The organism is Actinokineospora auranticolor (assembly GCF_002934265.1).
GTDB classification, from domain to species: Bacteria; Actinomycetota; Actinomycetes; order Mycobacteriales; family Pseudonocardiaceae; genus Actinokineospora; species Actinokineospora auranticolor.
This window is the reverse complement of sequence record NZ_PTIX01000019.1, coordinates 18,439-35,142: the sequence shown is the minus strand read 5'-3', so window position 1 is coordinate 35,142 and position 16,704 is coordinate 18,439. Positions and strand designations below refer to the sequence as shown.

Below are 16,704 nucleotides of genomic sequence, written 5' to 3'. Positions count from 1 at the left end.
TCCGCTGCGGTTGAACGCTCCTTCACCTGGTCCGAGCAGCAGAGGAGGCGGGTGTGAAGAACTCGCTGACGGCGCGGATCACCGTGTTGTGCCTGGTGGTCGCCGGGGTGGTGGCGGTGCTCGGCGGGCTGATCTCGGCGCGGCTGGTGATCAGCACGGCGCAGCAGGTCAGCCAGCAGACGCTGGCCGACCAGGCCGACGTGTTCGCGGGCCAGTTCGCCGACCAGCGCCTCGGCCTGCGGCGGATGATCGAGGTGCTGCACGGGCAGGGGGTCGCCGTCGTGCAGGCCCGGGTCAACGGGGTGGTGGTCAGCGGCGACGCCACGGCCGAGCGGGCGGCCCGGCAGGCGGGGCTGCTCGACGTCACCGGCGCCGCCCACCGCACGGTCGAGCTGAACGGTCGGACGCTGCTGGTCGAGCTGCGACCCGTCGACCAGCGCGGGGCGATCGCGCTGGTGCGGGAGGCGGAGACGGCGAAGGGCGCGGGCCGCAAGCTGATCGCCAACATCGTCGTCGCGCTCGGCATCGGCCTGCTGGTCGCGGCCGTCGCAGGCACCTTCCTGGCCCGGCTCCTGGCCCGACCACTGCGGCGGACGGCCACCGTCGCGTACTCGATGACCCACGGCCGACGGGACCTGCGGGTGCCGGTCGAGGGCCCGCGCGAGGTCGCGGAGGTGGCCACGGCGGTCAACGACCTCTCCGACGCCTTGCGGCGCAGCGAGTCCCGACAACGCGAGTTCCTGCTCTCGATCTCACACGAGCTGCGCACCCCCCTGACCGCCGTGAAGGGCTTCGCCGAGTCCCTCTCCGACAGCGTGGTCACCGGCGACGCCGTCCCGGCTGCGGCCCGCACCATCGAACGCGAAGCCGACCGCCTCGACCGCCTCGTCAGCGACCTCCTGGACCTGGCCCGCCTGGGCGCGGACGACTTCCGCCTGGACATGGTCCCCACCGACCTGGTCGCCTTCGCCAAGGAGTGCGCCGAGGTCTGGGCACCCCGCTGTGAGAGCGCGGGCGTCACCTTCCGACTGGAGACACCGCCCGCCCCCATCCACGTCTCCGCCGACCCCCGCCGCCTCCGCCAGGTGATCGATGGCCTGGCCGCCAACGCCCTCCGCGCCACCCCACCGAACCGCCCCATCGTCCTGGCCCTGACCACCACCCCCACCCACGCCACCCTCGCCCTCCGCGACGGCGGCCCGGGCCTGGCCCCGGACGAGTACGCGATGGCCTTCGAGAAGGGGCTCCTCAACACCCGCTACTCGGGCTCCCGCCCCGTCGGCACGGGTATCGGCCTGGCCCTGGTCCACGGGCTGGTCACCAGGATGGGCGGCACCATCACCGCGGGCCCCGCCCCCGAAGGCGGCGCGGCCTTCACAGTCCAGCTACCGCACTCCGTCCCCCAGCCACCCCCATGACCGCGCCGCCCCTCTCCCGCACTCCCCCTCTCCCCCTCTCCCGCACTCCCGCACTCCCGCACTCCCGCACTCCCGCACTCCGAAGGTGTAGGTGCCGTTGGGCCCCGGCGCCAGGGAGCAACCCGCCGACTCCCCGACCGCACCGCGATCCGGTGACAGACCAGGCACCCACGGCAACGCCGGATTTCGGCTCCGACGTACCTGGGCGGGGAAGACACGACGGCATGAACCAGACCGGCGACCAGCTCGCACACCTGCGGCGCCGGGATCGAGGACAGCTGATTTCAGCGCTCAGCAGACGAGGCGCGGGGCCGGTCTGACGGCGGTGCCCACGCCAGCCCGGACCGAGCTGACCGTGAGGTGCCAAACCAGGTGGCGCGGTGCGGTGGCGGACTCGAAGCAGCTGCGGCTGTTGTTGCTGACGATCAACACCGGTCGCCCGGGATCAGATCAAGCCGATATCGGCTCGTGTGCGCTGTTGTCAGCCCGGCGTGCTGACCTCGGCCACGCCCGTCCCCCACGCCCAAGACGTCGCCGTGGGCCGCGGTGCGGGGAGTTGGGGAGCCTTGTGGCCTGGTCACAGCCGTGACCAGGCCACACGGTGGGCCGCCTGGGGCTCGAACCCAGAACCTACGGTTCCAGCCTCCACCTCTACGAACGTCTTTTGTGGACTATCCATACCTGTCTTCACCTGCATAAACGACCACCCGATCTGAGGCATTGCCCCTCGCCTCCGGTGGTCGTTTGCTGTCGTTTCCGGTGGATAAGCGGTGGTGTCGATCATGCCCTCCCGCCTCCCGAAACCCACCCGCTGACGCCCCCGGGGTGCGATCCGCGGTACGCCCAGTACCCCCACCAAACGCCTCCGCGGATCGTGCCACGGGCACCAGGGGTCCAGGGGCGCGGCGCCCCTGGTACCACCTGGCTCAGCTACGCATAGCCATGCACCCAGGCTTCCTCGTCGGCCTGCCGACTCGCTACGGCTCTCGACCTCCTCCGCGTCGCCTGTGCGGCGCGGCGCATCCCGTTGCCCCGGGGAGCCGCGCCGCGCGCCCGCGCGGGCGGAGCGAAGCGGGAGCCCGCGCTGTGGCGCGACGGATGTGGACCACCTACTCAGGCGACTGGCCCGGGCGCCGCGCCGCGCAGGCGGCGCGGCCTTGATCCCATAGAGCTAGATTCAGCAAAGATGCACACGAACTGCGCACGGTCTATCGTGCGGGAATGTCCGAACGTATCCCCTTGACTGATCGGTCCTCGGCTGATCTCCCCCAGGTGCCGATCCGAATTAAGAGCATCACTGTAGCGGGTGGGCACCCTATCCCTATAGCACCACGTGGAGTCACAGCGATAGTTGGCGGAAACAATACTGGAAAAACAACTCTAATCGAGCAGATTTTTCGTCACATAAATGGCCAGCCGGGGCACATTGTGCATCCGCGAGAGCATCGACTGTTGGCCAGCCTTGAATTGGAGGTGGTCCAGGATCGCAACGAATTTCTAAGATGGCTCGACCTGAATGCAACCTGGGTTGCCGCTACGCCCGAGAACCCCAATTCCGGCTACTCGCGAGCCGGGATTGGCCCTTTTGACAAAAATACGATGGAAAATGCTTGGTCTAACGCGCGCAATTCTGGCACATTGACGATGCCATATGCTTCCCTTTTCGTGTACAAGTCGTCGGCGGGTAACGGCCCAGGCTTCGGAGCCAACAAGCGTTCCTACCCGGGCGCGGCCCCAGCGCATCCAGTTCATTACCTCGAAGACAACCCAGATGTCTTCGTGAAGATTAGTTCCCTCTATCGCGAGGTATTCGGCGAAAATCTGACACTAGACACCATTCGGGAGAATGTAATCCTCAGGATCGGAGACCCGCCATTGTCGTTGCAGGAATTGCGATACGATAGCACTGTTCAGGTTCGAATACAGGCTATGCAAGACCTTGATAAACTCTTTAAGGTTGACGAGCAAGGAAGCGGCATTCTTTCGTTTTTGAATACACTTCTGACTGTCTCATCGGCGGCATACCCGATCGTTCTTCTGGATGAGCCAGAAGCGTTTCTGCACCCGCCTCAAGCGGTGAAACTTGGCAGGATGTTGGGCGAATTGGCCAGCTCTGCTGGCGTGCAAGTTATCTTGGCTACGCACGACAAAAATATCCTTCTCGGATTGCTGCAAAGCGATGTAGAACTTGCGGTGGTACGACTTGTGCGAAGGCGGAATGAAACACGAGCCCACACTCTAGAGCCCTATCGAATCAAAGAAGTCTGGTCTGACCCAGTTCTCAGGTACTCTAATGTCCTGGATGGCCTGTTTCACGGCCTCGTCGTCTTGGCCGAGAATGAACGCGACTGCACGTTCTACGCCGCAGCTCTTGATGCGGCTCATCAAGAGGCCGATTTGGCGCTTTCTCCCAGTGACGTCCTATTCATTCCAACCGGTGGTGTGGACGGCCAGGCGCCAGTAGTGCGCACATTGGCTAGCCTTAGAGTTCCGATAGTGTGCTGTGTCGATATTGACATCCTGCGAGAGAGGGCAAAGCTAAAGAATCTCATCGAGGCACTTGGAGGCGACTGGGGAGACTACGAGAAAGAATATGGCGTGTGTACAAATGAATTGAACCAGCCTAAAGGGTCTGCGCTCGTCGCCAATGTTGTAGCGAGTATTCGAAGCTACCTAGAAGAACTGGTACGTGATCAAAGTACGGAAAAGTGGTCACCTGAGATGAAGGAGCAGTTGCTCACTCTTACGCGAACGGAGGCTTCTAAGTGGGATGCAATCAAAGATCTAGGAGTTGTAGCGTTCCCTCAAAATTTGGGAGGCCGCCCCAAAGAGTTTATCGAAAACTTGCGATCTATTGGTCTGGTCATCGTCGAACAAGGCGAACTAGAGTCATTCGGGCGTAGTTATCCTGGCATGCCCAGAAAGGGCCCCGCTTGGATACGTTGGGCTCTAGCCAACAGGGTTCACGCCAGCGAGAACGCAATTCGGCACGCGCGCAATCTAGTTGCTTCCTATACATCCCTTGTGTTGGAGTAGTTTGCGATGAGTAACAGACCTCCGGGCGAGTCCGTTAGTGGCGGAAGCTCATTGCGGTCGTACCACGATAAGGGCGGGCAGCACACCTTCGCACTCGCAGTCCGGCGACAAGTGCCTATGCACCTCCGCCACGAAGGTCGACCTAGGGTCAGCGAAGGCGCTCGTCAGCATCGTCGAGATGTTGGCCAAGCGCTGTTCCAAGTCCGCGAGGCGCGTCAAGATGGTGTCTTCGCGTTCTTCTTGGGCCTCGTCCACTCGCAGGGGTGGTGGGATCTCTCCACGGGCTACTGCGCAGAGGTGTTGAGGGTGTAGTTCCAGAGCTGCCGACAGGGCTTCGAGGGTGCGGACGCTGCGGCGGCGTTCGTGGGTGTTGAGTTGCAGTTCGCGGACGATCGCGAGGGACACTCTCGCGCGCTTGGCGAGTTGCACCTGCAAGAGGCGCAGTTCGCTGGCCCGCGTGGTGATGGTTTGCGCCACCAGGTCCCAGCGGCCCGTCTCGATGTCTGTCGGTTCGGTGCTGGTCATGATCAGGTAAGGGCGGCGATCCGCTGGTCGAGGTCGCGCGCGTCGGACAGGGTTGAGTGGCTGCGGGCGGCTACGCGCACGGTGTTGAGGTGTTCGGTCAAGCCATGGGAGCGGATCCCGCCTGCCATGTCGATGACCTGGTGGCCGATGCGGATGCCGGTGTCCGGGTCTCCGCCGTGGAGGTGGCAGGCGGCTAGGTCGGCGAGGCGGAATGCCTGGCGCTTGACGTGGACCGTTGCGGTGGGGGCGGTGGATGCCGTGAGGGCGGTGATGGCTTGGTCGGCGTATGCGTGGTCATGCACGGCCAGGTCGGCGTAGACGCGGGCGTGGTCGCTGGCGAGACGGGCCTGACTGAAGCCGCGGGGATCGGGGAGCGTTGGCTCGCTGACGTTCGACAGGGTGTCCTGTGCGCGGTGGATGCAGTCGAGTGCGCGGGTGGGGTCTCCGGACTCGGCGTAGGCGCGGGCTTGGCCGGATAGCAAGAGCGCGGTCGTGTCGGCGGAGCGAGTGCGTTCTGCGGTGAGGGTGCCGAACGCGAACACCTCGCGGGCCTCGCTGGTGTCGCCTTCGTGTAGGTAGGTGCGGCCGATCTGCTCCAACGCGAGTGCGGAGCGCACGGGGTCCTCGGCTTCTTGGGCCATGGCCAGCGCCTGACCGGTGTAGCGGAGAGCCAAGCCGGTCATGCCGACGTCGTAGGAGGCCCACCCGGCCAATGCAAGCAGGTCCGAGAGGACGACCCGCAGTTCCCGCCCGACCTCGTCGGTGTGGTTGGCGTCCAACATCCCCTGTGCCCACTTGAGCTGCGCCACGACCGCGTCCCGGACCGCTCCGCCACCGAGGCGCTTCTCCTGGGTCCACAGCACCCGGGTCAGTTCCCGTAGTTGCCCCACCTCGGTGGCCCCCACCGTGGCGGGCGTCGGAGTGGCCATCGCCGGGTTGCTCAGCAGTGCGAAATCAGCGCTTGTCAGCGCTGCCCCCATGGCGATCTTGGCCAACAAGCCCATGAACTCGCGTCGATCAGGCACAGCCACCACCTCACCGGTTGGGGATCCGTTCTCGCTTCCGGGCTCGTTGTAGGCCAACCCCATGTATCCGCGCGGGATGCCCAACCCGTCGGCGATCCGTGACAACACGTCGTAGGTCACCACCTGCCGACCACGGGCAATGGCGGAGATTTCCGGCTGGGCCTGGCCGGTCAACACGCCGATGTGGCGTTGCGACATCCCCAGGCGACCCAGCAGCCGGTACACCTCCACGATGTCCCGATCGGCCAACGCCGCGCGCATGGCTGGTCGCTCCCACACCACAGGGGCGGGCCGCTCATGGGGGTCGCCCCAGATGCTCATCCCCACACTTCCACCAGCCCATACCGCCGGGACCTGCCCAGGTAGCAGGTCAGGCACCCACGGTAACAATGGAATGCCGAGCGGGGTAGCGCCAAGTAGCGCGTTATATAGGCTGCACTTATCGCGACTGCGGCACTACCCGATCAGCGTAAAGGCAGATAGTGCTTCAAGTGGTCAATGGCCTCGCCTCTGCCAAACGACAGGGGCACGCTCACAACACATGACGACGTCTCTCGCTGCCAACTCCGCCACGAACTCCACTGTCGACGCGGGCAGGGCAGCTGATATCAGCTCTCGGTATCTGCACTGGGACCACTACGTCCGCAGTCGGCAAAAACCCACCGAGCAGGCCAGGACCCTGCAAGGGTTCGCCTCCGAATTCGACGCGCTCCCCCCACTCGCCCGGCCCTTCCACGAGTGGGGAGCCGAGATGGCGAACCTGTGTCGACGCATGGCGCGGTCTGCGGTCGGCCTGGAGAACCCGCCGCTCTACGGCTTCGGCACCACCGCGGGCTGACGCCATGACCGCAGACGAGTCGGCCACGAAGTACCGGGACACCTTGTACAACCGCCCGCAGACGACACGGGACGTGCTCCACTGTGCCGACCGGACCGAGAGTTGGCCCCACGGCGTGCCTTCCCTGGTCGATGACCTCAAACTTGTGATCAAGTGCGCTAACGACGTGCTCAGCAGCATCATCGACGAAGATCTTGACGACTCGGCAGTCGACAGCCTCGATTCCGTGTCCTACCGCGTCATAGAGTCGTGCCGCTGGCTCCAGATCCACAGGTAGCCCGGCGGGGTCACGTAAAGAACGGTTCTCCGTTTGCTTGCGCATGTTCGACGCGCATACGAATTGACGGGTGCATGCGCAGGTCGTCGAGTTTGTCCGGGGCGACCCACAGGACTTCTTTGCTCTCGTCGCTTTCCCTGAGTTCCCCACCGGTCGCTCGGGCGCGGAAGCAGATGGAGAACTCTTGCCTGACCTCGCCGTCGGTGTAGGCGATAACGTGTGCCGGGTCGCTGTAGATCCCGATCAAGCCGGTGACCTCGATGTCGACGCCGGTTTCTTCCTTGACCTCCCGCACAACCGTTTGCGTCATCGTCTCCCCAAGTTCGTGAGTGCCGCCGGGGATCGCGTACAGGTCGTTGTCGGTCCGTCGGATCATCAGGATCTGGCCGTCGCGCTCGATGTAGGCGCTGCATGCGATGACGATGTTGGTAGGCGTGGGCGCGTCGGGGTCGTTGAGGTAGTCCTTGCGGGCCAAGAGTCCTCCTAGAAGTCGGCGGGCTTGGACAGGTTCCACACGGTGTCGAAGCTTTCGGAGTAGGTCTCGAAGAGGTCCCCGGTCGCCAGTCGGCGAAGGTGGAGGCTGGGGGCGTGCGCGCCCTGGAACCCGTACACGTGGGTGTTGACGATCATCTCGTCGTCGAACCGGAAGATGCTGTTGTAAAGCGTCGTGCGGTGAAACCGCATCTCCACACCGGGTACCCCGATCAGCGGCCGGTAGAACGCCAGGGCGTTGCGGATGCGGGCCGCGAGCGTGCCATCCCCCAGCTGCTCCTCGTCGCTGCGGGTCGCGACCTCGGGGCTGTCCGGCTCGCCGAACAGCAACCGGATGCGAGCACCAGCGGCGGCCTTGGCGGCCAGCTGCTTGATGAAGCGCGGCCGCTCGACCAGGAAAAGGGCGGCGTGCATGAGCAGTTCGACGTGCTCGGACGCGTCCCCGATGAGTCGGTCCCACAGCTCCACCGGGATCGAGTTCCGGTGCGGGTAGACCTTCACGACCTCGGACCCGGCGATCTCGGCCTTGCGCTCGGGCGCCACCGCGTCCGGCCACAGGTAGTTCTCGCTCTCCCGAACCATGGAAGCGATCGTGTGTCGATGACGCGGATACGGCGTCCGCCCCTGCGTGATCCAACGCTCGACGGTCTTGGGGTCGACGTTGGTCGCCTTGGCTACGTGTTCGAGGTCCAAGCCGTTGCGGAGCAGGGCGTCTCGAAGGCGTTCGTTGGCCATGCTGCCCTCCACTGTGACGTCTAGGGACGTCTTAACCTAGCACGAGACGTCCTCAGACGTCCCACTGTGTGGTGCTCGCGTCCTCCAAATTGGACGAAAGTTGGACATGCCGGGGAGATTCCCGGGCGGTTCGACCAGAGGAGTGACACATGCCGGTGATTCCGACGCGGTTCGCGGTGGAGTTCGGGGAGGTGTTCCCGCTGGGTGCGTTCGTGCTGGGCGTGGAGCCCGCCATGGCGTTCTCGGAGACGGCCGGGGCGCCGAAGCAGCAGGAGCGGGACAAGGAGTCGGGGCGGCTGGTGTGGGTTGTTCGCGCGCTGGACGCGAATGAGGAGGCGGCGAGGTTCGGCGCCGAGTTCAAGGTGAAGATCGTGGCTGATCACCAGCCGGTTCCGCCGCCGAAGGCGGGTGGGTTCCCGTTCGCGGCTGTGGAGTTCGAGGGGTTGACGGTCACCCCGTACGCCAACAGCAAGGGGCGGATCGCGCACAGCTTCCGAGCTGCGGGTATGAGGACTCCCGCCGGTGCGCGGGCGAGCAAACCTGCTGGGGAACAGAAGTCTGCCGCCTGACCCAGGAGCCACGGACATGCGCGACGTGGTCCACGTCCACGTGACGAAAGACCTGCCCATCCGGGCCAGGGCGCTCCCCTTCGCGGACAGGGTGGAAATCCGCTTCGGCAAGGCGTTCCCCGTAGTGCTGATCGCCGACCGCTTGGCCTTGGACTCCCTCGCCGAGGCCATCGAGACCGGCCGGAGGGAACTGGACGCGGCCAACCGTCCGGGCGAGAACCGACAACCCGAGGACAAGTGATGCCGGGGCCGCTCGACAACCTGGAGCCGGACACCGAACCTCCGGTGATCTCTCAACGGCCGCAGTGGCGGTCAACCAAGCCAGCCCCGATGACGTTGGCAGCGGGACGCGAGTACGTCTCTCCCGGCCCGGCCTCCGACGCTTCGCGACGTGAGTGGATCGAGTACTACCAGTGGTGCGTTGAGGTCTTCCGAACGATTGCGCTCGCCGATGCTCGTCACCGAAACGAGGCCATGGCTGAGGTCCTGATCGCAGCCAGGTGGGCGGAAACGCTAAGCCAGGGAATCGAGGAGGTTGCGCCGGAAAACTACTACAAGCCGTAAGTCCACAAGAGACATAATGCGCCTGAATCGCGTGGCGATGACGCACGCCTTCTGTGGGCGTGTTTGGGTTCTAGGCACAGAAGCGGATCATGGTTGGTCGCCCGTTCCGCTTCCGTGCTGTCCACACCAGACATCGGAGTAGACAAGTGATGAAGCTACGGGATGGCGCTGTGTTGGCGCTAGGTGGGTCCCTCCCTCGGTCTAGTGGGGGTGGGCTGTGAGCAGCGAGGGTGGGCGGTGGGTTGATCCGGCGCCGTTGGAGGTGGCGCGGCCGAGGTTGCCGTGGTGGACGTTGCTGCCGAATGGGGCGAAGGTGGCGTTGTTGCCGTTCGCCACTGCGTATGTGACGTGCTGGCTGGTGTGCCAGGTGGTTCGGGTGGTGGTGCGGTATCCGGTGACGGTGTTGGTGTGCTCGTTGGTGGCGTGGGGGTGGATCACCTGGGGTGAGTGGGCTACCGCAGTCGCCGGTGGTGTGGTGTTGGTGGGGTTGTCGGCGTGGTGGTTCTGGCACCCGGAGAGCTTCGGCCGGTGGGTGGCGCCGGTGGGGTGGTCGGAGGTGCGCCGTTTCTGTGTCTACGCCTGTCAATGGCGTTCGGTGGTGCGGCTATCGGAGCTGACCAAGGACAAGCGCGGTAGGGAGTTCCGGCCGAGGTTGGGCAGGGTGCGGGCACAGAGTTGGCGGGACTGCGTCCGGGTCCGGATGGTGAAAGGCCAAGCGCCGGAACAGTGGGAGACACGGGCCTCGGGCCTGGCGCACTCGTTCGGCGCTCGCTCCTGCCGGGTGCGGGTGATCCGTCCTGGTGTCATCGAGTTGGACCTGGTCCGGTTCGATCCGCTGACGGTTCCGCTCCCGGCCCCTGCTCTGAATGATGACCCCGCGTCGGTTGACCTGCGGCGTCTGGTGGTGGGGCGCACCGAGACCGGCAGGCCGTTGCGGCTTCGCTTGCGTGGGACTCAGGTCCTGGTGGTGGGTGTCTCGGGGGCCGGTAAGGGGTCGTTGTTGTGGTCGGTGGTGCGGGCGTTGGCTCCGGCGATCAAGGCGGGGCAGGTGCGGCTGTATGGGGTTGATCCCAAGGGCGGGATGGAGTTGGGGCAGGCCCAGGAGGTGTTCCACCGGGTCGTGTTCGACAACGGAGAAGCCGCGGTGACCCTGCTCGAAGAACTCGCCGCAGAGGTCAAACGTCGCGCCACCACGTATCGGGGTGTGCGGCGGTCGTGGTCGCCGGAGTCCGGGGACCCGTTCCTGCTCCTGGTGGTCGACGAGCTGGCGGACGTCATCGCCTACCAGAGCGACAAGCAGCTCCGGGAACGCGCGGCACGAGCGGTGCAGACCATCACCAGCCAAGGTCGGGCGCCCGGAGTGTGCGTGTTGGGGTTGTTGCAGGACCCGCGCAAGGAGGTCGTGGGGTTTCGGCACCTGTTCTCCACCCGGATTGCGATGCGCTTGGACGAGCCCGCGCAGGTGGACATGGTTCTCGGCGACGGTGTCCGCCAGCGCGGGGCGGCGGCGCACGAGATCAGCGAACACACACCCGGCGTGGCGTGGGTGAAGGAAGACGGCCGACGCGAACCGGTACGTGCCAGGGCGTTCCATGTCACCGATGGCGACTTGGCGGAGCTGGTGACCTTCGTGACCGGCGGCCTGGTGCTCGTTGAGGGTGGTGTGCGATGACCGCGCTCATCGAGGCCCTGACGGTCGTGGCGAAGCATCTGGACGCGCACCCACGGTTGGACGCGGTGCTGGTGTCGACCTACGCCCTCGGCGACGCGGACACATCGGTCCAGCTCACCGGCGGTCCGCTCCCGGCTGTGGCCAATGCGTTGCTGACCTGGGCCGCGACGCTGACCGACACCACCGCCACGGCGTGGCGGCCCCCGGCATCGGACTCGGTCCACCTCGACCTGACCGGCACCCTCCCCGCCGGCGACCCGATCCGGATCTACGGCGCCGTCGGCTACGACCCGACCCGCTTCCTCGACCTCGAACCCGGCGGCAAGCAGAGCGTGGGCCTGTCCACACTGCGGGCCTGGGCGGCAGAGGCGGTGGCGGCATGAGCACCCGCGCCGAACGCCTCGCCCAGCCCCTCGCGGCCGATGTCGTCACCGCGACGGCGGAGAAGTACGGAGTCTGTGTCCGCCCGTTCACCATGGAGGTCGGCGACCTCGACACCGGAGAACTCCGCCACGTCCCGGTCCCCTGCGGGGCAACCGTCGAGAGCGTGTGCGGCCCGTGTGCCCGCAAGGCGCGGGCGTTGCGGATGGTCCAGTGCCGGGAAGGCTGGCACCTCACGACCGAACCGGCCTTCGAGAAGACCCCACCGACCCGGGATCACACGGACCTGATGGAGTTCCGGGCCGACCTCGTCGGCGCTTACCGGGGCGCGGTGGAGGAGGGCCAGGCGGGCGAGGCCGATGACCTCCGCGAGGAGATCCGCTCGGTCGATGAGGAGCTGCGCGGCCTCGGGGTACGGGGTCGGTTGCCGTCGCCGGACGGGCCTGGAACGCGGGCGCCGCACCGGTCGACTCGGCGGCGGCAGGACGCGCCGAACCTGCCTCGGCGGCGAGTGGAGAAACGCACCCTCGGCCGCGAGTTCGCCGGTGGATACCGGCCGTCGATGTTCGTCACCCTCACCTGCGACACCTACGGACCCGTCCACGCGGACGGCTCCCCGGTGAACCCTGGCCGCTACGACTACCGACGGGCCGCTCGGGACGCGGTGCACTTCGCCTCCCTGGTCGACCGGTGGTGGCAGAACCTGCGCCGCGTAGTCGGCTGGGACGTCCAGTACTTCGCGACCGTCGAACCTCAGCGGCGGGCCGCGCCGCACCTGCACACCGCGATCCGCGGTTCCATCCCGCACGAGGTCATCCGGCAAGTCACCGCAGCCACCTACCTCCAAGTCTGGTGGCCATCCCACGACGAACTCGTCTACCTCGACCGGCATCCCGTGTGGGACGGGGAACGGTTCGTCGACCCCGACACCCGTCAACCGCTCACGGCCTGGGCGGACGCGGTTGAACTGGTCGAGGCACCCGCGCACGTGTCGACCTTCGGGGCACAGGTGCACTCCAAGGGCATCCTCGGCGGCACCGACGAGGCCGGGCGGGACATCGGGTACCTGACCAAGTACCTCACCAAGTCCACCGGTGAAGTGGTCACCGCCACCAGCGACCGGCAACGGGCACACCACGACCGGCTCCACGAAGAGTTGGCGATCACGCCCTGCTCACCTCGCTGCGCGGTGTGGCTGCTCTACGGCATCCAGCCCCACGGCGCCACCAGCCGCACCACCCCCGGCCACTGCAAAGGCCGCGCCCACCGCCGCACCACCCTCGGCCTGCCCGGTCGGCGGGTGTTGGTCTCGCGGAAGTGGTCCGGCAAAACCCTCGCCGACCACAGAGCCGACCGCAAGGCGTTCGTCGTTCAGGCCCTCGCGGCGGTCGGGATCGTCAAACCCGAACCCAACCGGGCACGCCAGACCTGGCACAAGGTCAAACCCGGCGACCCCACCGTGCCCCCACGGGCGCACCTGCTCATGCACGCCATCAGCGAACGCATCCGATGGAGAGCCGAATACGACGCCGCACTCCTCGCGGCCGATGTTTCAGCAACTCCACCACTAGCCGCCTGACCTCGGGAGATTAGATGACCGGCCAATCTATCAGGGCAGGACTGTGGGGCATTCCCGAGGTAGCCGCCTACCTGGGGGTTCCCGAGCAAACGATCTATCAGTGGCGAACCAAGGGCTACGGGCCGCGTGGTCGGCGAGTCGGGAAGTACGTGCGGTTTCGACCGGAGGACGTCGTCTCCTGGGTGGATGAGCAACCGGAGGCTGCCTGATGGGTCGTCCGCCGATACCCATCGGGACCCACGGCAAGATCAATACAACGAAGGTGGGCAAGAACTACCGGTCGCGGTGCCGCTATCGCCACTACGACGGGAGGGTCTACCTCGTCGAACGGATCGGTTCGACCGAAGGGAAAGCCGAAAGTAACCTCAAGGTCGCGATACGTGACTTCTCGCCATCGGCGGGCGGTGATCAGTTCGGTAGGGACTCCAAGTTCGCCGTTCTGGCAGCTGCCTGGATGGCCGAGTTGGAGCGCTTGGCGGGTCGGGGTGTCGGCTCCTGGGGCACGATCGACACGTATCGGAGCCGCTTGCAGGGGATCATCTTGCCTGCTCTGGGCGAGCTTCGAGCACGTGAGCTGACCGCGCTGGCGCTGGACAAGGTCGTCCAGGACGTGCGGGACAAGTCCAGCGCCAGCTCGGCCAAGACCGTGCGGGCGATCATCTCCGGAGTCACGGGCTTCGCGGTTCGACATGGCGCGCTTGAGCGGAACCTGGCGCGGGATATCGGGCGGATCGACTCGCGCCAGGCGCGGCACCAGCAGACAAAGTCGCGGGCGATGTCGCGAGATGAGGTCTTCGAGCTGCTGGCCAAGCTCGATGCCGACCCTAAGGCCGTGGAAGACGACCTTCCCGATCTCGTCCGCTTCTTCCTCGCCACGGGCGAACGGACCGGCGAGGCGCTGGCCGCGCATTGGGAGCACTTCGACGCGGCCGAGAGGGTCATCAGGGTGCACGCGAACGTCATCCGGGCCAAGGGGCGGGGGAAGCTGCTCAACCCCGGTAAGACGGCCAACTCGCAGCGGCCGGTGCCGTTGGCGGACTGGTGTGCCGCCATGCTGGTGGGCCGTCAGCGGGCCACAGGGGCCACTGCGGGGCCGATCTTCCCCAGCACCACAGGCACCCCATCCGGGAGGCGAGCAACGTCCGCAACCGGGCCTGGAAGCCGTTCCTCGTCCGAGCCGGGTTCGACTGGGTGACGTTCCGGACATTCCGGCGAACGGTGGCCACGCTCCTCGACGAGTCCGGCTTGACCGCTCGGCAGATCGCGGACGTCCTCGGCCACGCCCGCCCCTCGATGACCCAGGACGTCTACATGGGCCGTGGCGCGGTGAGCCGGGTCGCGGCCGACGCGCTGGGGAAAGTGATGGGTAAGCGGTGAGTTGGGGGAGCCTTGTGGCCTGGTCACAGCCGTGACCAGGCCACACGGTGGGCCGCCTGGGGCTCGAACCCAGAACCTACGGATTAAAAGTCCGCAGCTCTGCCAATTGAGCTAACGGCCCTTGGCTCCGAGCACCGAGTGTAGCGGGAGGGGCGGGGGCGACGGGCAGAGGTTCACGAGGCGCGTCGGGGTGGGGTGTGCGGGTGGCGGGGAGGGCCGGTGGGGGTTGTGGGAGTTTTGCGTTGTTTCTTTGTCAGGGGAACAGGTTGTTGGCACTCCAAGAATGTTGCCGGGGTGTTGTCCTGGCATTTCGTCGACCATCCGACCGTCGGGCGGGTGGTTGTGCGTCCGAGTGGCGGCGGGGTTGACGGCCGGTCGGACGCGCCTGTTCAGCGGGGTCGAAAGTGATCGAGGTCACAGGAATGACGGTCGGTGGCGTTTGGCGGTCGCGACCCAAGTGGATTCAACGAAGTCCGCCGGGGTTGGGGAAGTGCGAAAAGGACCCCCAAACCCCGATGTCCGAATTGTTCCCCGGTCACTTCCGGTGCCCTTCCAACACAGGCAAAGAGTCCATTGTGGCTGATCAACTGACGGTAGCGTCCCGACCCGGCGATCCCACCCGTTCGCCCGCGTCAAATCCGTCCACCACAATGGAGGCAGTCATGTCCAAGTGGAAGAGAAACGTTGCCGTCGTGCTCGGGGCCAGCGCGGCGGCAGTCGCGTTGAGCGCGGCACCCGCGCAGGCGTTCGTGGGTCGGTTCATCTACACCACCACCAACGCCGACTGCACCTTCGCGGGCGGGAACGGCGTCTCCAACGGCGTCTTCGCCAGCTACTCCTGCGACAGCGGGATCGCGGGCTACAGCCTGCACGTGCTGCCCACCACGACTTCGTTCAACGACGTCTACATCAACACCTTCGCCTCCGACACCGACTGCAACTGGGCCGGGACCAACGGCAAGCCCGCGGCGGGCCAGCCGACCATCTGGTACTCGTACCGCTGCATCTCGGGTGTCGCGGGCTGGAGCCTGCACGTCACGGGCTGACCCCGAGCGGGTCGGCGCGGTCCGTGTCCAGGCTGGACGAACCGCGCCGACCCGTGCCCGGCCAATCCGAATCCGCCATCCTTCCCCCATTTCCTGCCATCTCCCGGGAACGTCGACCCGACCTCCGGTTATCCGGTTGACGATTGGGTTCCCGGGTGTGAGGCTCGCGAAATCCGCACCCTTTCCGGCGGAATTCGATCAAGGGGGAATGGCGCATGGTCGATCGGCGGGCGCTGGCCGCCGTCGTGGTCACCGCGGTGTTGTGGGCCTCGTCGTTCGTGGTGATCCGGGATGCCGGGCCGCACTTCCGCCCCGGGGCGCTGGCCGAGGGGCGGTTGCTCTCCGGTGCCGTCGCGCTGGTGGCGATCCTGCTGCTCCGCCGGGAAGGGCTGCCCGGGCGCGGCGCTTGGCCCGGGATCACCTGCTCCGGCCTGCTGTGGTTCGGCGCCTACATGGTGATGCTCAACTGGGGCGAGGAGCAGGTCGACGCGGGTACCGCCGCGCTGTTGGTCAACGTCGGGCCGATCCTCATCGCCCTGCTCGGCGGCTGGCTGCTCAAGGAAGGCTTCCCGCCCCGGCTGATGGCCGGGTTGGCGGTGTCCTTCGCCGGGGCGGCCGTAGTGGCGTTCGCGGGCGCGGGTGACGGCCATTCGACGTTGTTGGGCATCTTGCTGTGCCTGTTCGCCGCGATCACCTACGCGGCGGGGGTCGTCGCGCAGAAACCCGCCCTGCGCCACGGGTCCGCGTTGCAGGTGACGACGTTCGGCTGCGTGATCGGCGCCGTCGCGACCCTGCCGTTCACCGGACAGCTGATCGCCGACGTGCGCGACGCGCCCCTCGGGTCGACGCTGGGCATGGTCTACCTCGGGCTGTTCCCCACCGCGCTGGCCTTCTACACCTGGGCCTACGCGCTCTCCCGCACCACCGCCGGGCGGATGGGGGCCACCAGCTACGCCGTGCCCGCGCTGGTCGTGCTCATGTCGTGGCTCTTCCTCGACGAGGTGCCCGGCCCGTTCGCGCTGCTCGGCGGTCTCCTCTGCCTCACCGGTGTGGCCGTCTCCCGCACCGGGAAACGCCCGGAACCGGCGCCTGCGGCCATCGAACGCGGATAACTCCTCACTCTTTCGGAGCCACGGAGGGCGCGCGCCCCCGCCTCGGTGATCTAGCTTG

The 16,704-nt window shown here is 66.4% G+C and carries 20 protein-coding genes and 1 tRNA gene; 15 read left to right on the top strand and 6 right to left on the bottom strand.

The features are described 5' to 3' along the window. Positions 1-53: 53 nt before the first annotated feature. Complete coding sequence (locus CLV40_RS27240; RefSeq protein ID WP_104481854.1) at positions 54-1,418, top strand: sensor histidine kinase; 1,365 nt, start codon at positions 54-56, stop codon at positions 1,416-1,418. Positions 1,419-2,639: 1,221 nt separating this feature from the next. Continuing rightward, positions 2,640-4,454 (top strand): AAA family ATPase, encoded by a 1,815-nt coding sequence (locus CLV40_RS27235; protein ID WP_104481853.1) that lies wholly within the window; start codon positions 2,640-2,642, stop codon positions 4,452-4,454. A gap of 48 nt (positions 4,455-4,502) precedes the next feature. Here CLV40_RS27235 and CLV40_RS27230 read toward each other — a convergent pair whose 3' ends face one another. Both CLV40_RS27230 and CLV40_RS27225 read right to left on the bottom strand, forming a co-directional pair. After that, entirely contained in the window at positions 4,503-4,979 is a 477-nt protein-coding gene (locus CLV40_RS27230; protein ID WP_181043765.1) for an XRE family transcriptional regulator, read from the bottom strand. A gap of 2 nt (positions 4,980-4,981) precedes the next feature. After that, the gene (locus CLV40_RS27225) at positions 4,982-6,325 is read right to left on the bottom strand and encodes a helix-turn-helix domain-containing protein (protein WP_104481852.1); all 1,344 of its coding nucleotides are present in this window, start codon (positions 6,323-6,325) and stop codon (positions 4,982-4,984) included. A gap of 220 nt (positions 6,326-6,545) precedes the next feature. Between CLV40_RS27225 and CLV40_RS27220 the strand changes: the two genes are divergently transcribed. Next, positions 6,546-6,842, top strand: a complete 297-nt coding sequence (locus CLV40_RS27220) for a hypothetical protein (protein WP_104481851.1) — start codon at positions 6,546-6,548, stop codon at positions 6,840-6,842. A 4-nt stretch (positions 6,843-6,846) separates the two neighbouring features. Further along, the gene (locus tag CLV40_RS27215; RefSeq protein ID WP_104481850.1) at positions 6,847-7,119 is read left to right on the top strand and encodes a hypothetical protein; all 273 of its coding nucleotides are present in this window, start codon (positions 6,847-6,849) and stop codon (positions 7,117-7,119) included. A gap of 10 nt (positions 7,120-7,129) precedes the next feature. Here CLV40_RS27215 and CLV40_RS27210 read toward each other — a convergent pair whose 3' ends face one another. Both CLV40_RS27210 and CLV40_RS27205 read right to left on the bottom strand, forming a co-directional pair. Beyond that, positions 7,130-7,594, bottom strand: a complete 465-nt coding sequence (locus CLV40_RS27210; protein ID WP_104481849.1) for an NUDIX hydrolase — start codon at positions 7,592-7,594, stop codon at positions 7,130-7,132. Positions 7,595-7,602: 8 nt separating this feature from the next. Beyond that, complete coding sequence (locus tag CLV40_RS27205; protein WP_104481848.1) at positions 7,603-8,346, bottom strand: DUF5919 domain-containing protein; 744 nt, start codon at positions 8,344-8,346, stop codon at positions 7,603-7,605. Between the two features lie 149 nt (positions 8,347-8,495). Between CLV40_RS27205 and CLV40_RS27200 the strand changes: the two genes are divergently transcribed. From CLV40_RS27200 to CLV40_RS27190, 3 genes are read left to right on the top strand one after another with little or no spacing between them, the layout of a single operon-like run. After that, positions 8,496-8,915, top strand: coding sequence for a plasmid replication, integration and excision activator (locus CLV40_RS27200; RefSeq protein ID WP_104481847.1), 420 nt, complete (start codon positions 8,496-8,498; stop codon positions 8,913-8,915). Between the two features lie 16 nt (positions 8,916-8,931). After that, positions 8,932-9,156: a hypothetical protein gene (locus CLV40_RS27195; protein ID WP_104481846.1), complete on the top strand. Its 225-nt coding sequence runs from the start codon at positions 8,932-8,934 to the stop codon at positions 9,154-9,156. Then, the gene (locus CLV40_RS27190; protein WP_104481845.1) at positions 9,156-9,479 is read left to right on the top strand and encodes an AMED_5909 family protein; all 324 of its coding nucleotides are present in this window, start codon (positions 9,156-9,158) and stop codon (positions 9,477-9,479) included. The genes CLV40_RS27195 and CLV40_RS27190 overlap by 1 nt, the downstream gene beginning before the upstream one ends. Positions 9,480-9,680: 201 nt before the next feature. Here CLV40_RS27190 and CLV40_RS39895 read toward each other — a convergent pair whose 3' ends face one another. Then, a complete protein-coding gene (locus CLV40_RS39895) occupies positions 9,681-9,917 on the bottom strand; it encodes a hypothetical protein (protein ID WP_245931597.1) in 237 nt (78 codons plus the stop codon). 262 nt (positions 9,918-10,179) lie between these two features. Between CLV40_RS39895 and CLV40_RS27185 the strand changes: the two genes are divergently transcribed. Genes CLV40_RS27185 through CLV40_RS27165 form a run of 6 tightly spaced genes read left to right on the top strand, consistent with a single transcriptional unit; the run spans position 10,180 to position 14,488 of the window. Continuing rightward, a complete protein-coding gene (locus CLV40_RS27185) occupies positions 10,180-11,151 on the top strand; it encodes an FtsK/SpoIIIE domain-containing protein (RefSeq protein ID WP_245931615.1) in 972 nt (323 codons plus the stop codon). After that, positions 11,148-11,534, top strand: a complete 387-nt coding sequence (locus CLV40_RS27180; RefSeq protein WP_104481844.1) for a hypothetical protein — start codon at positions 11,148-11,150, stop codon at positions 11,532-11,534. Before CLV40_RS27185 ends, CLV40_RS27180 begins: the two co-directional genes overlap by 4 nt. Continuing rightward, positions 11,531-13,111, top strand: a complete 1,581-nt coding sequence (locus CLV40_RS27175; protein ID WP_104481843.1) for a replication initiator — start codon at positions 11,531-11,533, stop codon at positions 13,109-13,111. The genes CLV40_RS27180 and CLV40_RS27175 overlap by 4 nt, the downstream gene beginning before the upstream one ends. Positions 13,112-13,125: 14 nt before the next feature. After that, a complete protein-coding gene (locus tag CLV40_RS27170; RefSeq protein WP_104481842.1) occupies positions 13,126-13,320 on the top strand; it encodes a helix-turn-helix transcriptional regulator in 195 nt (64 codons plus the stop codon). A 53-nt stretch (positions 13,321-13,373) separates the two neighbouring features. Next, entirely contained in the window at positions 13,374-14,306 is a 933-nt protein-coding gene (locus CLV40_RS39890; RefSeq protein ID WP_245931596.1) for a tyrosine-type recombinase/integrase, read from the top strand. After that, entirely contained in the window at positions 14,303-14,488 is a 186-nt protein-coding gene (locus CLV40_RS27165) for a site-specific integrase (protein WP_342752311.1), read from the top strand. Before CLV40_RS39890 ends, CLV40_RS27165 begins: the two co-directional genes overlap by 4 nt. A gap of 48 nt (positions 14,489-14,536) precedes the next feature. Here the strand turns inward: CLV40_RS27165 and CLV40_RS27160 are convergent. Beyond that, positions 14,537-14,609, bottom strand: a tRNA-Lys gene (locus CLV40_RS27160). A gap of 541 nt (positions 14,610-15,150) precedes the next feature. Here CLV40_RS27160 and CLV40_RS27155 point away from each other — a divergent pair. Together CLV40_RS27155 and CLV40_RS27150 are read left to right on the top strand one after the other, a co-directional pair. After that, a complete protein-coding gene (locus CLV40_RS27155) occupies positions 15,151-15,534 on the top strand; it encodes a hypothetical protein (protein ID WP_104481840.1) in 384 nt (127 codons plus the stop codon). Between the two features lie 215 nt (positions 15,535-15,749). Beyond that, positions 15,750-16,646 carry a DMT family transporter gene (locus tag CLV40_RS27150; RefSeq protein WP_104481839.1) on the top strand — a complete coding sequence of 299 codons (897 nt, stop codon included), beginning with the start codon at positions 15,750-15,752 and terminating at the stop codon, positions 16,644-16,646. Positions 16,647-16,704: the final 58 nt, after the last annotated feature.

Excerpts from the sequence above, each read along its gene's own strand:
- CLV40_RS27235 (WP_104481853.1), top strand. The coding sequence starts at position 2,640 with ATGTCCGAACGTATCCCCTTGACTGATCGGTCCTCGGCTGATCTCCCC.
- CLV40_RS27230 (WP_181043765.1), bottom strand. The coding sequence starts at position 4,979 with ATGACCAGCACCGAACCGACAGACATCGAGACGGGCCGCTGGGACCTG.
- CLV40_RS27225 (WP_104481852.1), bottom strand. The coding sequence starts at position 6,325 with ATGAGCATCTGGGGCGACCCCCATGAGCGGCCCGCCCCTGTGGTGTGG.
- CLV40_RS27220 (WP_104481851.1), top strand. The coding sequence starts at position 6,546 with ATGACGACGTCTCTCGCTGCCAACTCCGCCACGAACTCCACTGTCGAC.
- CLV40_RS27215 (WP_104481850.1), top strand. The coding sequence starts at position 6,847 with ATGACCGCAGACGAGTCGGCCACGAAGTACCGGGACACCTTGTACAAC.
- CLV40_RS27205 (WP_104481848.1), bottom strand. The coding sequence starts at position 8,346 with ATGGCCAACGAACGCCTTCGAGACGCCCTGCTCCGCAACGGCTTGGAC.
- CLV40_RS27200 (WP_104481847.1), top strand. The coding sequence starts at position 8,496 with ATGCCGGTGATTCCGACGCGGTTCGCGGTGGAGTTCGGGGAGGTGTTC.
- CLV40_RS27195 (WP_104481846.1), top strand. The coding sequence starts at position 8,932 with ATGCGCGACGTGGTCCACGTCCACGTGACGAAAGACCTGCCCATCCGG.
- CLV40_RS27190 (WP_104481845.1), top strand. The coding sequence starts at position 9,156 with ATGCCGGGGCCGCTCGACAACCTGGAGCCGGACACCGAACCTCCGGTG.
- CLV40_RS27185 (WP_245931615.1), top strand. The coding sequence starts at position 10,180 with ATGGTGAAAGGCCAAGCGCCGGAACAGTGGGAGACACGGGCCTCGGGC.
- CLV40_RS27180 (WP_104481844.1), top strand. The coding sequence starts at position 11,148 with ATGACCGCGCTCATCGAGGCCCTGACGGTCGTGGCGAAGCATCTGGAC.
- CLV40_RS27175 (WP_104481843.1), top strand. The coding sequence starts at position 11,531 with ATGAGCACCCGCGCCGAACGCCTCGCCCAGCCCCTCGCGGCCGATGTC.
- CLV40_RS27170 (WP_104481842.1), top strand. The coding sequence starts at position 13,126 with ATGACCGGCCAATCTATCAGGGCAGGACTGTGGGGCATTCCCGAGGTA.
- CLV40_RS27155 (WP_104481840.1), top strand. The coding sequence starts at position 15,151 with ATGTCCAAGTGGAAGAGAAACGTTGCCGTCGTGCTCGGGGCCAGCGCG.
- CLV40_RS27150 (WP_104481839.1), top strand. The coding sequence starts at position 15,750 with ATGGTCGATCGGCGGGCGCTGGCCGCCGTCGTGGTCACCGCGGTGTTG.